14 protein-coding genes are annotated in these 15,631 nt (G+C 71.8%); 9 read left to right on the forward strand and 5 right to left on the reverse strand.

What is annotated here, in order from left to right; genetic code table 11:
- Positions 1 to 91: 91 nt before the first annotated feature.
- Positions 92 to 934 (forward strand): nitrilase-related carbon-nitrogen hydrolase, encoded by an 843-nt coding sequence (locus KI385_RS35595; RefSeq protein WP_238576161.1) that lies wholly within the window; start codon positions 92 to 94, stop codon positions 932 to 934.
- On the forward strand, positions 931 to 2,253 hold the full coding sequence (locus KI385_RS35600; RefSeq protein ID WP_238576162.1) for an aspartate aminotransferase family protein: 1,323 nt from the start codon (positions 931 to 933) through the stop codon (positions 2,251 to 2,253). Before KI385_RS35595 ends, KI385_RS35600 begins: the two co-directional genes overlap by 4 nt.
- 165 nt (positions 2,254 to 2,418) lie before the next feature.
- On the opposite strand, the gene KI385_RS35605 is transcribed toward KI385_RS35600, so the two are convergent.
- A complete protein-coding gene (locus KI385_RS35605) occupies positions 2,419 to 3,306 on the reverse strand; it encodes an ABC transporter substrate-binding protein (protein ID WP_238576163.1) in 888 nt (295 codons plus the stop codon).
- Between the two features lie 302 nt (positions 3,307 to 3,608).
- On the opposite strand from KI385_RS35605, the gene hydA reads away from it, so the two are divergent.
- From hydA to KI385_RS35620, 3 genes are all read left to right on the forward strand, one after another.
- Positions 3,609 to 5,015, forward strand: coding sequence for a dihydropyrimidinase (gene hydA, locus KI385_RS35610; RefSeq protein WP_425357014.1), 1,407 nt, complete (start codon positions 3,609 to 3,611; stop codon positions 5,013 to 5,015).
- 11 nt (positions 5,016 to 5,026) lie between these two features.
- Positions 5,027 to 6,031 (forward strand): TIGR03842 family LLM class F420-dependent oxidoreductase, encoded by a 1,005-nt coding sequence (locus KI385_RS35615; RefSeq protein WP_238576164.1) that lies wholly within the window; start codon positions 5,027 to 5,029, stop codon positions 6,029 to 6,031.
- A gap of 88 nt (positions 6,032 to 6,119) precedes the next feature.
- Complete coding sequence (locus KI385_RS35620) at positions 6,120 to 7,676, forward strand: NCS1 family nucleobase:cation symporter-1 (RefSeq protein WP_238576165.1); 1,557 nt, start codon at positions 6,120 to 6,122, stop codon at positions 7,674 to 7,676.
- Here the strand turns inward: KI385_RS35620 and lplAB are convergent.
- From lplAB to KI385_RS35640, 4 genes are read right to left on the reverse strand one after another with little or no spacing between them, the layout of a single operon-like run.
- Positions 7,642 to 8,754 carry a lipoate-protein ligase LplAB gene (gene lplAB, locus KI385_RS35625; RefSeq protein WP_238576166.1) on the reverse strand — a complete coding sequence of 371 codons (1,113 nt, stop codon included), beginning with the start codon at positions 8,752 to 8,754 and terminating at the stop codon, positions 7,642 to 7,644. The genes KI385_RS35620 and lplAB overlap by 35 nt on opposite strands.
- Positions 8,755 to 8,794: 40 nt before the next feature.
- Positions 8,795 to 9,559: an SIR2 family NAD-dependent protein deacylase gene (locus KI385_RS35630; RefSeq protein ID WP_238576167.1), complete on the reverse strand. Its 765-nt coding sequence runs from the start codon at positions 9,557 to 9,559 to the stop codon at positions 8,795 to 8,797.
- Positions 9,560 to 9,596: 37 nt separating this feature from the next.
- Positions 9,597 to 9,797 (reverse strand): hypothetical protein, encoded by a 201-nt coding sequence (locus tag KI385_RS35635; RefSeq protein ID WP_238576168.1) that lies wholly within the window; start codon positions 9,795 to 9,797, stop codon positions 9,597 to 9,599.
- Positions 9,798 to 9,826: 29 nt separating this feature from the next.
- A complete protein-coding gene (locus tag KI385_RS35640; protein WP_238576169.1) occupies positions 9,827 to 10,306 on the reverse strand; it encodes a hypothetical protein in 480 nt (159 codons plus the stop codon).
- Between the two features lie 309 nt (positions 10,307 to 10,615).
- Between KI385_RS35640 and KI385_RS35645 the strand changes: the two genes are divergently transcribed.
- The 4 genes from KI385_RS35645 (at position 10,616) to KI385_RS35660 (ending at position 15,610) form a co-directional block, all read left to right on the forward strand.
- Positions 10,616 to 12,451, forward strand: coding sequence for a gamma-glutamyltransferase family protein (locus KI385_RS35645; protein WP_238576170.1), 1,836 nt, complete (start codon positions 10,616 to 10,618; stop codon positions 12,449 to 12,451).
- 115 nt (positions 12,452 to 12,566) lie between these two features.
- Complete coding sequence (locus tag KI385_RS35650; RefSeq protein ID WP_238576171.1) at positions 12,567 to 13,529, forward strand: inositol monophosphatase family protein; 963 nt, start codon at positions 12,567 to 12,569, stop codon at positions 13,527 to 13,529.
- A 49-nt stretch (positions 13,530 to 13,578) separates the two neighbouring features.
- Positions 13,579 to 14,991 (forward strand): phytoene desaturase family protein, encoded by a 1,413-nt coding sequence (locus KI385_RS35655; protein ID WP_238577992.1) that lies wholly within the window; start codon positions 13,579 to 13,581, stop codon positions 14,989 to 14,991.
- 100 nt (positions 14,992 to 15,091) lie between these two features.
- Positions 15,092 to 15,610: an O-acetyl-ADP-ribose deacetylase gene (locus KI385_RS35660; protein WP_238576172.1), complete on the forward strand. Its 519-nt coding sequence runs from the start codon at positions 15,092 to 15,094 to the stop codon at positions 15,608 to 15,610.
- Positions 15,611 to 15,631: the final 21 nt, after the last annotated feature.

Here is a 15,631-nt window from a genome sequence, read left to right on the forward strand (position 1 = left end):
TGCCACGGTGCGTGACGGGGCTTACGGTCACCTCCACACGCGTAGATCCCCGCGTGGGCTGCAGGCAGACGCATCGACAAAGGAGCAGCTCATGGCCGATGTTGTGCGTGCCGCACTGGTTCAGGCGACCTGGACCGGCGACACCGAATCGATGATCGCGAAGCACGAGGAGTACGCCAGAGCGGCGGCCGCGCAGGGCGCGAAGGTGATCGGCTTCCAGGAGGTCTTCAACGCTCCGTACTTCTGCCAGGTCCAGGAGCCGGAGCACTACCGCTGGGCCGAGCCGGTACCGGACGGGCCGACCGTACGGCGGATGCAGGACCTCGCCCGGGAGACCGGCATGGTGATCGTGGTGCCGGTCTTCGAGATCGAGCAGTCCGGCTTCTACTACAACACCGCGGCCGTCATCGACGCCGACGGCACGGTCCTCGGCACCTACCGCAAGCACCACATTCCGCAGGTCAAGGGCTTCTGGGAGAAGTACTACTTCAAGCCGGGGAACGTCGGCTGGCCGGTCTTCGACACCGCCGTCGGCAAGATCGGTGTCTATATCTGCTACGACCGCCACTTCCCGGAGGGCTGGCGGCAGTTGGGACTCAACGGCGCCCAGCTGGTCTACAACCCCTCCGCCACCTCCCGCGGTCTGTCCGCCTATCTGTGGCAGCTGGAGCAGCCCGCCGCCGCCGTCGCCAACGAGTACTTCATCGCGGCGATCAACCGGGTCGGCGTCGAGGAGTACGGCGACAACGACTTCTACGGCACCAGCTACTTCGTCGACCCCCGCGGCCAGTTCGTCGGGGACCTCGCCAGCGACTCCAAGGAGGAACTGGTCATCCGTGACCTCGACTTCGGGCTGATCGACGAGGTGCGCCAGCAGTGGGCGTTCTACCGGGACCGCCGCCCCGACGCGTACGAGGGGCTGGTGCGGCCGTGACCCAGACCCCCCATGACGCGGCGGACCTGCACGCCCGCCATCAGGCCGTCCTGCCCTCCTGGCTCAGCCTCTACTACGACCGGCCCATCGAACTCACCCACGGTGAGGGCCGCCATGTCTGGGACGCCGAGGGAAACCGCTATCTCGACTTCTTCGGCGGCATCCTCACCACCATGACGGCCCATGCGCTGCCCGAGGTGACCAAGGCCGTCGGTGAACAGGCCGGCCGCATCATCCACACCTCGACGCTCTATCTCTCCCGCCCCATGGTCGACCTGGCGGAGCGGATCGTGGCGCTCTCCGGCATCCCCGACGCCCGGGTCTTCTTCACCACCTCCGGTACGGAGGCCAATGACGCGGCCCTGCTGCTGGCCACCACGCACCGCCGCTCCAACCAGATCCTGGCGATGCGCAACAGCTACCACGGCCGGTCCTTCTCCACGGTCGGCATCACCGGCAACCAGAGCTGGTCGCCGACCAGCCTCTCGCCGTTGCAGACGCTCTATGTGCACGGCGGGGTGCGCAGCCGCGGCCCGTACGCCGAGCTGAGCGACCGCGCCTACATCGCGGCCTGCGTCGCCGACCTGGAGGACATGCTCCAACAGACCGCGGGCGGCGTCGCCGCGCTGATCGCCGAACCGATCCAGGGCGTCGGCGGGTTCACCATGCCGCCGGACGGCCTGTACGCCGCGTTCCGCGAGGTGCTCGCCCGGCACGGCATCCTGTGGATCAGCGACGAGGTGCAGACCGGCTGGGGCCGCACCGGCGACCACTTCTGGGGCTGGCAGGCACACGCCGACAACGGCCCGCCGGACCTGCTCACCTTCGCCAAGGGCATCGGCAACGGGATGTCCATCGGCGGGGTGGTGGCCCGCGCCGAGGTGATGAACTCGCTCTCCGCGAACTCCATCTCCACCTTCGGCGGCAGCCCGGTCACCATGGCCGCCGGCCTGGCCAACCTCAACTATCTCCTCGAACACGACCTCCAGGGCAACGCCCGGCGGGTCGGCGGGCTGCTCATCGAGCGACTGCGGGCGGTCACGGCCGGCCTCGATGTCGTACGGGAAGTGCGCGGCCGCGGCCTGATGATCGGCATCGAACTGGTCCGCCCCGGCACCGACGAGCCCTCGCCGGAGGCCGCGTCGCTGGTCGTGGAGGCGGCCCGGGAGCGCGGCCTGCTGCTGGGCAAGGGCGGCCAGGGCGGCGCCTCGCTCCGCATCGCGCCCCCGATGACGCTGACCGTCGCCGAGGCGGAACAGGGCGCCGATCTGCTCGCCGATGCGCTGCACGCGGCGCAGCGGTTCCTGGGCGGGTCGTAGCCGGCGGACTCACCACGGGCGGGGCGGCTCCGCGGTGCCCCGTCCGTGCCCCGGCAGCGAGAGCAACGCCCCTTCGTGCGAGGGGCGTTGAGGGTGCTTCAGGACTAACTCCCGAACGTGGGGGGTGGGAGCGGGAGCGAAAGTCGGATGTGCTTCCGGTCTCCGTCAGGGGCTCTCCGCCGCCGAAGCGCGCACCGTGTCGGCGACCAGCGTGAAGAACCGGGTGTGGGTGCGCCGGCTGCACGGGGCCTCCGGGTTCCACGGCAGCAGCCGGGCGCGGGCCTCCAGTGCCCGCCAGTGCTCGTCGGCCCGGAGCTCCTCGGGCCGGGCGGCATTGGCCCGTACGTCCATGAGCACGATGTCCGGGGCCATCGCCGCGGCCTCCGCCCAGCCGACCGTCGACCAGTTCGCACCGGATCCGGCGGCCGGCTCCACCAGTCCGACGCCGTGCTCGGCCAGCGCCCGCAGATCCGGCCAGGCGCCGGGCCGGGCCAGATGCACCCGCTCCGGTCCGCCGGGTGACAGCGCCACCACCCGCGGCCGCCCCGCCCCGCCGGTCGCCTGCCGCAGGGCGTCCTCCGCCGCGTCCAACCCCCGTGCCGAGCCCAGGGGTTCGCCCCGGCCCAGCGATCCGGCGAGCGCCGCGAACCGTTCGCGCACCTCGGCCAGGCTCCGGCCGGGGCCCACCGCGACGGTGGCGACCGGCACATGCGCCTCCAGCTCCAGGGCGGTCTTCTGCTCCAGCCCGTAGACCTGCTCGCCGTCATAGGTCACGGCCACCACGAGGTCCGGTTCCGCCTCCAGCAGGGTGTCCGGGTGCAGCGAGCCACCCGAACCGAGGTACGGGATCTCCGTGAGCGGCAGCTCGCCGCTCTTGGCGGGGTCGGGGGCGGCGCCGTCGTGCTGGGACCCGAAGAGCCCCACGGGACGTATGCCGTGATCCCACAGCGTCGCCCCCGCCTGTATGTACGCGACGATCCGTACCGGCCGGTCCCCGGCCACCGCCAGGCGTCCCCGGTCGTCGGAGAACTCCCACGGTGTGCTGTGTTCCATGACCTGTCGCCTTTCTGCGTCGTCCGTCATGACGTTCTGCCGCCTGCGAGGATCGCCCGCCGGCGTCGGCGGATATCTGCCCATCGGGCCACCCCCGCACCCCTCCGGGGCGGGCCCCACCGGTGCCGGCGGCCCGCGCGTTGAACCGGCCGGATGATCGTCGGCGCAACACGGATGTCCCTGCTGATCAACGGTCACGGTATTGCCACGGTGGGTGACATGCTTCTACGGTGTCTCCTTCTCGACCGGAATCTACGGGTGTAGACCAGTGGTGACGTGGCGTCAGGCAGGGAGTTGAGATCGTGAGCCGTACGGTCGTCCGGGGCGGACTGGTCATCACCGCCGCCGAGGAGATGCACGCCGATGTCCTGGTCGAGGACGGCCGGGTCGCCGCCCTCGCCGCGCACGGCAGCCCCTCGGCGGACAGCTGGGGCGGGTCCGCCGACCACACCATCGACGCCACCGGCAAATACGTCATCCCGGGCGGCGTCGATGCCCACACCCACCTGGACTTCCCCTTCGGCGGGACGTTCTCCTCCGACAACTTCGAGACCGGCACCCGCGCCGCGGCCTGGGGCGGCACCACCACCCTCGTCGACTTCGCGGTCCAGTCCCGCGGCAAGTCGCTGCGGGCGGGCCTGGACACCTGGCACGCCAAGTCCGACGCCCAGTGCGCCATCGACTACGCGTTCCACATGATCCTCTCGGATGTCAACGAGCACACCCTCAAGGAGATGGACCTCCTGGTCGCGGAGGGCGTCACCTCCTTCAAGCTGTTCACCGCCTACCCCGGGGTCTTCTACAGCGACGACGGACAGATCCTGCGCGCGATGCAACGCTCCGCCGACAACGGCGGGCTGGTGATGATGCACGCCGAGAACGGCATCGCCATCGACGTCCTCGTCGAACAGGCGCTGGCCGAGGGCCGGACCGACCCGCGCTACCACGGTGAGGTCCGCCATGTCCTCCTGGAGGCCGAGGCCACCCATCGCACCATCCAGCTGGCCCGGGTCGCCGGCGCACCGCTCTACGTCGTCCATGTCTCCGCCGAGGAAGCCGTCGCCGAGATCGCCCAGGCGCGCGACAAGGGGCTCAATGTCTTCGGCGAGACCTGTCCGCAGTATCTGTTCCTGTCCACCGACAATCTCGCCGAGCCGGACTTCGAGGGCGCCAAGTACGTCTGCTCCACACCTCTGCGGCCCCGCGAACACCAGGCGGCGCTCTGGCGCGGGCTGCGCACCAACGACCTCCAGGTCGTCTCCACCGACCACTGCCCCTTCTGCTTCCAGGGACAGAAGGAGCTCGGCCGCGGCGACTTCTCCAAGATCCCCAACGGGATGCCTGGCATCGAGAACCGGATGGACCTCCTCCACCAGGGCGTTGTGGAGGGCCGGATCAGCCGCCGGCGCTGGATCGAGATCGCCTGCGCCTCCCCGGCCCGGATGTTCGGCCTCTACCCGAAGAAGGGCACCATCGCCCCCGGCGCCGACGCCGACCTCGTCGTCTACGACCCCACGGCCGAGCAGACGGTCTCCGCCGAGACCCACCACATGAACGTCGACTACTCGGCGTACGAGGGCAAACGGCTCACCGGGCAGGTCGAAACGGTGCTCTCGCGCGGCGAACTCGTCATCGACCGGCGGAAGTTCACCGGGCGTGCGGGCCATGGCCAGTACATCCCGCGTGGCACATGTCAGTACCTCATTTAAGGAGCGCCGCTGTGGACTTCGGAGTTGTCCTGCAGGCCGACCCGCCCGCTTCCGCCGTCGTGTCCCTGATGCGCCGCGCCGAACGCAACGGCTTCCGCTACGGCTGGACCTTCGACTCGGCCGTCCTGTGGCAGGAACCGTTCGTCATCTACAGCCGCATCCTGGAACACACCGACCGGCTGATCGTCGGCCCGATGGTCACGAACCCCTCCACCCGCACCCCCGAAGTCACCGCCTCCACCTTCGCCACCCTCAACGAGATGTACGGCAACCGCACCGTCTGCGGCATCGGCCGCGGCGACTCCGCGATGCGGGTGGCCGGGCGGCCGCCCAACACCTTGGCCCGCCTCGGCGAGGCGATCGGCACCATCCGCGACCTGGCCGAGGGCCGCGAGGCGGACCTCGGCGGCGGCCACCGGGTCCGGATCCCCTGGATCAAGGGCGGCGCACTGCCGGTCTGGATGGCCGCCTACGGGCCCAAGGCCCTCGCCATGGCGGGTCGGCTGGCCGACGGCTTCATCCTCCAGCTCGCCGACCCCTTCCTCACCGAGTGGATGATCAAGGCGGTACGGCAGGCCGCGGTGGACGCCGGACGCGACCCGGCCGAGGTCACGGTCTGCGTCGCCGCCCCCGCATATGTGGGCGACGACCTCGACCACGCCCGCGAGCAGTGCCGCTGGTTCGGCGGCATGGTCGGCAACCACGTCGCCGATCTGGTCACCCGCTACGGCGAGCACTCCGGCATGGTGCCGGACGAGCTCACCGACTACATCAAGGCCCGCAAAGGCTACGACTACTCCCACCACGGCCGGGCCGACAACCCGGACACCGCCTTCGTGCCGGACTCCATCGTCGACCGCTTCTGTCTGCTGGGCCCGGCCGCCGCGCACCTCGACAGACTGCACCAGCTCAAGGAGCTGGGCGTGGACCAGTTCGCGCTCTACGCCATGCACGACGCCAAGGAATCCACCATCGACGCCTACGGAGCAGAGATCATTCCCGCGTTCGCCGACTGAACGGGCCCTGGTACGGGGCCGGTTGCCGCCCACACGGCTGTGCGGCAACCGGCGGCCGGCGGCCCGCCCCCGGACGAAAGGTCCCCGCATGCCCGCGACCTCCCCCTCCGTGCCGCCGGAACTCCCCATAACACCACCAGGACAGCGCACCGCCCCGGACGGCCGCATCGAACCGGCACCGGGCGCGATCGCACCGCACGGCCGGTACGTCAACGCCGATCTGTGCCCCGTACCCCTGGCCGAACGCCGCTGGACCACCTACAACTTCACCGCCCTGTGGATCGGCATGGCCCACAACATCCCTTCCTGGACGCTGGCTTCGGGCCTGGTCGCCCTCGGCATGGACTGGAAACAGGCGGTCCTCACCATCGCCCTGGCGAACCTCGTGGTCCTCGTCCCGATGCTGCTCACCGGGCACGCCGGCCCCAAGTACGGCATCCCCTTCCCCGTCCTGGCCCGGGCCTCCTTCGGGCTGCGCGGCGCGAACCTGCCCGCGCTGGTGCGCGCCGCCGTGGCTTGCTGCTGGTTCGGCATCCAGACCTGGATCGGCGGCCAGGGCATCTACATCCTGCTCGGCAAGATCTTCGGCGGCGACTGGGCCGGGGCCGCGTCCATCGGCGGCTACCCCTGGACCCTCTGGCTCTGCTTCCTCGCCTTCTGGGCCGCCGAACTGGCCATCATCCACCGCGGTATGCAGACCCTGCGCCGCTTCGAGAACTGGGCCGCGCCCTTCGTCCTGGTCGGCGCGGTGGCGCTGCTCGTCTGGATGGCCGTCAAGGCGGGCGGGTTCGGTCCGCTGCTGGACCAGCCGAGCACGCTGGGCTGGGGCCACGACTTCTGGCCCGTCTTCTTCCCGTCCCTGATGGGGATGATCGGTTTCTGGGCGACGCTGTCCCTGAACATCCCCGACTTCACCCGGTTCGGGGCCGGCCAGCGGGCGCAGGTCTGGGGGCAGACCCTGGGGCTGCCGACCACGATGACGGCGTTCGCGCTGCTCTCCGTGCTCGTCACCTCCGGCTCGCAGGCCGTGTACGGGGCGCCGATCTGGGACCCCGTCGCGCTGGCCGGCAAGTCCGACAATGTCTTCGGTCTGCTCTTCGCCCTGGTCACCGTGCTGATCGCGACGATCTCGGTCAATATCGCCGCCAACGTGGTCTCGCCCGCCTACGACCTGGCCCATCTGGCACCGAAGTTCATCAACTTCCGTACGGGCGCGCTGATCACGGGCGTGGTCGGCGTGATCATCCTGCCGTGGAAGCTCACCGCCACACCCGAGCTCTACATCTTCACCTGGCTCGGTGTGGTCGGCGGGCTGCTCGGCACGGTCGCCGGCGTCCTCATCGCCGACTACTGGATCATCCGCCGCACCGTCCTGGACCTCGCAGATCTCTACCGTCCCGGCGGCCGCTACTGGTACACGGCCGGCTGGAACTGGCGGGCGGTCCTCTCGTTCGTCGTCGGCGGACTGCTCGCGGTGGGCGGCTCGTACTCACAGCCCGGAAAGGGCCCCTTCCCCGCCGACGGTCTGATCCCGTTCCTCAAGCCACTCGCCGACTACGGCTGGGCGGTGGGCCTCGGCACCGCACTGACGCTCTACGCGGCGCTGATGGCTACGGCACCCGGCCGAGCCACTCCGCCGAACTGAACTTGCCCGCCGCCAGCTCCTGCGCCCGCGCCAGCTCCGCGTCCGACACCACGTCGTCCGCCCCGCCGTAGCGCGCCCGGAACGACGCGATCATCCGCTCGATGACCTCGGCGCGGGGCAGCCCGGTCTGCCGCCGCAGCGGATCCACCCGCTTCTCGGCGCTGGCGATGCCCTTGTCCGACACCTTCTCCCGGCCGATCCGCAGTACCTCGACCATCTTCGCCGCATCGATGTCGTACGACATCGTCACGTGATGCAGCACGGCCCCGCCCGCCCGTCGCCCGCCACCGCCCCGAGCCGAAACGCTGCGCGTTGCCCCTTCCGGAATTGAGATAACGCGCTTCTGCGCCGCCCCCGCAACCTTCCCGGCGTCCGTCGCGATGTCATTGAGCGGCTTGTACCAGGCCTTGATCCCCATATCGCCCAGCGCCGCCAGCACCCAGTCGTCCAGATACGCATAGCTCTCGGCGAAGGTGAGCCCCTGCACCAGGGACTGCGGCACACACAGCGAATAGGTGATGGTGTTGCCCGGCTCGACGAACATCGCCCCGCCACCGCTGATCCGCCGTACCACCGTTACGCCATGGCGCTCGGCGCCCCGCTCGTCGACCTCGTTACGCAGCGACTGAAAGCTGCCGATGATCACCGCCGGCCGGTCCCACTCCCACACCCGCAGGGTCGGCGGCCGCCGCCCCGCCGCGACCTCATGCGTCAGTACCTCGTCCAACGCCATGTGCAGCGCGGGCGGCTGCGGCCCCTCATGAATGATCCGCCAGTCGAAGTCGGTCCACTCCGCGGCGTCCGCCACGGCCCGCCGGACCGCGACCCCCACCGCCTCGCTGCTGAACCCGAACAGCACCGCGCCGGCCGGCAGCGCCGCATCGATCCGCGCCGCCAGCCCCCGCGCATCGGTGTCCGCCGGCGCACCCTCCAACGCCCCGTTGATCGCATCCAGCGCCTCGTCCGGCTCCAGGAAGAAGTCGCCGGCCACCCGGACCCCGCGCAGCGCCCCGTCCGTCACCTCCAGATCGACGACCACGAGCTTGCCGCCCGGGACCTTGTACTCACCGTGGTGCACGGTGTTCTCCTCTCCCCGAGGTCTCCCCGTGGTCCGCGCCTCACCCACGCGCCGTCAGCTTCTCCAACAGGCGGGGCAGGGCACTGCCGATCGGCTCGCGGATCACTTCGGAGGCAAGCGTGTCGTACGGCGTCGGTTCGGCATTGACGATGATCAGCCGCGCGCCGTGCTCGGCGGCCACCCCCGCGAGCGAGGCGGCCGGCTGCACCTGCAACGTCGTGCCCACGGCCAGGAAGATCTCGGCGGCCTTCGCCACGCCCAGCGCCGTACCGAGCACCTGCGGATCCAGCCGCTCCCCGAACATCACCGTCGCCGACTTCAGGATCCCGCCGCACACCAGACAGGCGGGATCGGGCTCGCCCGCGGCCACCCTCGCCAGCGCGTCCTGCATCGACGACCCGGCATGGCAGCGGGTACAGGTCACCGCCCGCACGGTGCCGTGCAGCTCCAGCACCTTGCGCTCGGGCATCCCCGCGAGCTGATGCAGTCCGTCCACGTTCTGTGTGATCACCCGCACCGGTGTCCCGGACCGCTCCAGCCGGGCCACCGCCTCGTGCGCGGCATTGGGCTGCGCCCGGAAGGCGGGGCTCTCCTGCCGCATCCGCCACGAGCGCCGCCGGATCTCCGGATCGCCCATGTACGCGTCGTAGGTGACGAGCTTCTCCGCCTCCGGGTCCCGCCGCCACAGCCCGTTCGGTCCACGGTAGTCGGGGATCCCGGAGTCGGTGGAGATTCCCGCTCCGGTGAGGATCGCGACGAGGGGGCGGCGGGGCGGCTGGTCGGGGGACGCGTCGGTGCCGGTCATGGGGCGAGCGTACGCAGAACGCAGGCCGGCCGTCCCGTCAGTTTTCGGCGTCGGGCCGCCGGCCGGGCGCGTGCCGGCGGGCGAGTTCGTCCCAGGCGGCCGCGCTGCCGGGCAGGGGCCAGGACCAGGTCGGGGCCTGGGCGGTGACCAACTCGTGCAGCTGCTGTCCCAGTCGACCGCTCGCCGTGCGGGCGCGGAGTGCGGCGAGCGGGTCGCCCTCGGCGTGTGCGTCTGCCAACTGGGCGGCGCGGTGCTCGTATTCGCTGATCAGCGGCTGGGCGTAGCGCGTGGCCCACCGGTCCGGTGGTTCACGGGCGAGGGCCAGGACGGCGGGTCGGCCGTTCTCGGCGAGTGCGGCCGCCGAGCGGTCATGGCCGTCCAGCGGTAGGCCTGCACGCGCGCCGCGTCGGGTGCGGACAGCGGGCGCAGCGGCAGGATGTCGCGGGCGTCCTCCTCGGGATCGCCGTGGCCGAACCAGGTGATGTGGCCGATGGGCGGGTCGTGGTGCGGCAGCCGTGCCCAGTTCGCCGCGATGTCCCAGTGCCGGGGCAGACCGGGTGTCAGCTGCCAATTGCCGCTGTGCAGGGGCCTGTTGAGGCTGGTGTGCCGCTCGCTCGCGAAGCGCTGGGCCCAGCCGGCGAACCAGGCGTCGGTGTCGTCCGGGTGCGTTTCCCGGCGCGCCCGGGCGGCATCGGCGCGGAGCGGGGGCAGCGGCGAGTCGTACCGGCCCGTGCGGACGTAGTGCACCCCGCGGAGCGCGTTGCGCGCTGCCGTGCCAGCAGTACGACGTGCTCCCCCTGGAAGAGCACCGGCCGCCGCCCGTCCGCGACGTCGACCCGCAACGACGGGCGGTCCGGTCCGTCGACGGCCGGCGCCGGCCCGTCCCGGCGGACGCCGGTGGCGGAGCGGGGGAGGGGGGTTTGCTGCAGGGGCACGGTGAGAGGGTACGTCCAAGATCCGAAACGCCCTTTTGCCGGTCGCCGGTATGTGAGATACGTGCCAACTCCGGCCCGGCGATGTGCCGGACAGTCAACGACGATCGAGGAGCCCACACCCGTGTTCACCACCCGTCCGACCCTCCAGGGCACCTTCGGCATGGCCTCCACCACGCACTGGCTGGCGTCGCAGTCCGCGATGGCGGTCCTGGAGGACGGCGGCAACGCCTATGACGCGGCCGTCGCCGCCGGGTTCGTGCTGCATGTCGTCGAGCCGCATCTGAACGGACCGGCGGGCGAGGTGCCGATCATCCTGGCGCCCGCGGACGGGCCCGTGCGGGTGCTGTGCGGCCAGGGCCCGGCACCGGCCGGCGCGAGCGTGGCGCACTACACCTCGCTCGGCCTCGACCTGGTACCCGGCACCGGGCCGCTCGCCGCCGCCGTACCCGGCGCCTTCGACGCCTGGATGCTGCTGCTGCGCGACCACGGCAGCAGGTCACTCGCCGAGGTGCTGCGGTACGCCATCGGCTACGCCGAGCACGGCCACCCCGCCGTCGAGCGGATCGGCGAGACCGTCGAGACGGTCCGTGAACTCTTCGAGACGGAGTGGACGTCCTCCGCCGAGATCTACCTCCCGGGCGGCAGGTCCGTCGCCCCTGGCGGCCTGCTCATGAACCGGCCGCTGGCGGCCACCTGGCGGCGGCTGATCGCCGAGGCGGAGGCCGCGTCGGCCGGCCGCGAGGCGCAGATCGAGGCCGCCCGCCGGATCTGGCGCGAGGGCTTCATCGGCGAGGCACTCGCCGAGTTCGCGGCCCGCCCGGCCATGGACACCTCAGGCGAACGCCACCCGGGCACCCTCACCGGCGACGACCTGGCCGCCTTCTCGGCCACGTACGAGGCACCGGTCACCTACGACTGGCACGGCTGGACCGTCGCCAAGGCGGGCGGCTGGTCCCAGGGCCCCGCCTTCCTCCAACAACTCGCCCTGCTGCCCGAGGAGTTGCCCGCATACGGCAGCCCCGAGTACGTCCATCTGCTCATCGAGGGCTGCAAGCTGGCGATGGCCGACCGCGAGGCCTGGTACGGCGACGCCGACGAGGTCCCCCTCGACACCCTCCTCGGCGACGGGTACAACGCCGCCCGCCGGGCCCTCATCGGTGAGCAGGCCTCCTACGAGCTGCGGCCCGGCAGCCCGGACGGCCGCACTCCGCGGCTGAGCAAGCATGCGGCGGCGGTCGCGGCCGGCGAGGAGGGCTTCGACGCGAGGGGCAGCGCCGGCAGTGGTGCGGGCGAGCCCACCGTCGCGCGGTTGTCCGCGGATGCCGCGCCGGAGACCGACCGCAACGGTGCCACCCGGGGCGACACCTGCCATATCGACGTCGTCGACCGCTGGGGCAACCTGGTCTCCGCCACCCCCTCCGGCGGCTGGCTGCAGTCCAACCCCGTCGTCCCGGCCCTCGGCTTCCCGCTCGGCACCCGGCTGCAGATGGCCTGGCTGGAGGAGGGCCTGCCCAACTCCCTCACCCCGGGGCGCCGCCCCCGCACCACCCTCACCCCCTCCCTCGCGCTGCGCGACGGGGTCCCGGTGATGGCCTTCGGCACACCGGGTGGCGATCAGCAGGACCAGTGGCAGGTCCACTTCTTCCTCGCCGTGGCGCTGCGCCCGCCGGTCCGCGGCGCGCTCGACCTGCAGGGCGCCGTCGACGCGCCGAACTGGCACAACGACTCCTTCCCCGGATCCTTCTTCCCGCGCGGGATGCGGCCGGGGAGCGTGACCGTGGAGTCCCGGATCGGCGACGGGGTGATCGACGGGCTGCGCCGGCGTGGGCATCACGTCACGGTGGGTGACGCCTGGTCCGAGGGTCGGCTGTGCGCCGTGGCCCGGGATCCGGAGACCGGGGTGCTGTCCGCGGCGGCGAATCCGCGGGGGATGCAGGGGTACGCGGTCGGGCGCTGAGCCGGTCCGGCACGGCGGGACCGCGGGCCGCGCCACCCCCGCCGTGCCCTCCGCGGCATCCGGAGTTCACCTGGAGTCCAGGTGTCGTGTCAGTGGCTCATGGTTCGATGGATACATGCTCGAAGCACTTCGTACCCAAGATTCGGGAGATACCGCGATTATCTCGACCACCCCGATCGCCCCGACCACCCCGATCGCCCCGGAAGGCGCCACCGCGGCCGCCGCCCCCGGCGCCGCGGCCGTCGACGCCCCTGGACTCGACCTCTCGTCGCTGGACCTGGCCGCCGTCGAGGCCGCCGTGCGCCGCGCCGCGGCCGACGAGATCATGCCGCGCTTCCGGCAGCTCGCCGCCGAGGACATCGTCGAGAAGAACGGGCCGCACGACCTCGTCACGGTCGCCGACCGGCTCGCCGAGGAGCACCTCACCGCCGCGCTCACGGCCCTGCTGCCCGGCTCCCGGGTGGTCGGCGAGGAGGCGGTGCACGCCGACCCCACCGTGCTCGACGCGCTGCACGGCGACGCACCCGTCTGGATCGTCGACCCGGTCGACGGCACCCGCCAGTTCGTGCACGGTGACCCCGGCTTCGCCACGCTCGTCGCGCTCGCCCACCGCGGTGAGGTGCTGGCCTCCTGGACGTACGCCCCCGCGCTCGGCCTGATGGCCATCGCCCGCCGCGGCGCCGGCGCCGAGCTGAACGGCGTACCGCTGCACACCGGCACCCCGGACCCAGACGCCGTCCTCGACGTCGCCACCTCCCACCACGACTTCACGAACGACGACCAGAAGCGGGTGCTGGCCGCCCTGGAGACCGGCGGTATCGCCCCCCGCCCCTGTGGCTCGGCGGGCCTGGAGTATCTGCACATCGCCCGCGGCGAGATCGACGCCACGGCCTTCAGCTGGGAAAACGCCTGGGACCACGCCGCGGGTCTGCTGCTGGTCCATGAGGCGGGCGGCGCGAGCGGCACGGTCGCCGGGCAGCCGTTCCGCATCGAAGGCGGCAATGCGCTGCCGTTCACGGCGGCGCGGGACGCCGAAACGGCGCGGCGTATCCTCGGACTGCTGGCGGCCGCCAACTGATCCTCGACGGCGAGGGTCGGACGTGAGGGGAGTGGCGCAGGTGCCGACGATGCTCGATGCCGTGGTGATCGGGGCGGGGCCCAACGGCTTGACGGCTGCCGTCGAACTGGCCCGCCGCGGCATGTCCGTGGAGGTCTTCGAGGCCCGCGACACCATCGGCGGCGGCGCCCGCACCGAGGAGCTGACCCTCCCCGGTTTCCGCCACGACCCCTGCTCGGCGGTGCACCCCACCGGCGTGGGCTCGCCCGCCTTCGCCAGAATGCCGCTGGAGCGGTACGGCCTCGAATGGCTGCACCCCGACCTCCCCATGGCCCATCCGTTCCCGGACGGCACGGCCGCCGTGCTCGCCCACTCCGTCGGCGAGACCGCGATGTCCTTCGGACCGCGCGACGCCGGCACGTACCGCAGGCTGGTCGCGCCGTTCATCGGCAGGTGGGAGGCGATGGCCCGCGATTTCCTGCGCACCCAGTGGCTCGGCCCGCCCCACGACCCGCTGACCTACGCCCGCTTCGGCCTGGTCGCGATGCAGCCGGTCACCCTCCTCAGCCGCCGCTTCCATGACGAGAAGGCCCGCGGCCTGATGGCCGGGCTCGCGGCGCACGCCATCGCCCCGCTCGGCGGCATCGGCACCTCCGGCATCGCCCTGATGTTCGCGCTCGCCGCGCACGCCAAGGGCTGGCCGGTGGCGCGCGGCGGCTCCCAGGCCATCTCCGACGCGCTCGCCGGCCTGCTGCGCGCCCATGGCGGAGTGGTGCACACCGATTTCGAGGTCAAGCGGCTGGACGACCTGCCGCCGGCCCGTGCGTATGTCTTCGATACGTCACCGACCGCGCTGGCCCGGATCGCGGGCCTGGGGCACGCCTACCGCGATGTGAAGTACGGCCCCGGCGTCTTCAAGATCGATTACGCGCTGTCCGGCCCGGTGCCCTGGACGGCCAAGGCCGCGCACCGCGCCGGCACCGTCCACATCGGCCCCACCAGCGGCGAGATCGCCGCCGCGCTGAACGCCGCCACCCACGGCCGGGACCCGTCCGTCCCCTTCCTGATCACCGCTCAGCCCAGCCTGATCGACGCGACCCGCGCCCCCGAGGGCAAGCACACCTTCTGGGCGTACGGCCATGTCCCCAACGGCTGGGAGGGCGACGCCACCGACGTCGTCGAGCGGCAGATCGAGCGGTTCGCCCCCGGCTTCCGCGATCTGGTCCTGGCCCGCGCGGTCGCCGGTCCGCCGCAACTCGCCGCCCGTAACGCCAACTACGTCGGCGGCGACACCGCCACCGGCTCCGCGGCCGGTCTGCGCCTGCTCATCCGCCCCAAGCTCGCCCGCATCCCCTACGAAACCGCCCACCCCGCCGTCTTCCTCTGCTCCCAGGCCACCCCGCCCGGCCCCGGCGTCCACGGCATGTCCGGCCATTACGCCGCCAAGGCGGTCTGGCGCCGACTCCGCGCGCACCGCCACTGACCACACGCGCCACCGTCAACCACAAGCACCGCCGTCAATCACACGCACCACCGCTAAATCAACTGGCCGCACCACCGGACCCTGCTTACGCTCAGGGAACATGAGCACCTCCCGCCCCACCCTCACCCTCGTCCAGGGCGACATCACCGAACAGGCCGTGGACGCCGTGGTCAACGCCGCCAACTCCTCGCTCCTCGGCGGCGGGGGAGTGGACGGGGCGATCCACCGCCGCGGCGGCCCGGAAATCCTGGCAGAGTGCCGCTCCCTGCGTGCCGCGCAGTACGGCCGCGGCCTACCCACCGGCCAGGCCGTCGCCACCACCGCGGGCCGGCTGCCCGCCCGCTGGGTCATTCACACCGTCGGGCCCGTGTACTCCGAGAGCGAGGACCGCAGCGCACTGCTGGCCTCCTGCTACCGCGAATCCCTGCGCATCGCCGACGAACTGGGCGCGCGAACGGTCGCCTTCCCGGCCATCTCCACCGGGGTCTACCGCTGGCCCATGGAGGATGCCGCCCGTATCGCCATCGAGACGGTGCGCTCTGCGGACACGGCCGTGGACGAGGTGCGGTTCGTCCTCTTCGACGAGCGGGCGTACGCGGCGTTCGCCCAAGTGAGCTGACCGCGGCGTGGTCCGGCCGGT

The sequence above is a fragment of the Streptomyces inhibens genome, assembly GCF_022221585.1.
Taxonomy (GTDB): Bacteria; Actinomycetota; Actinomycetes; order Streptomycetales; family Streptomycetaceae; genus Streptomyces; species Streptomyces inhibens.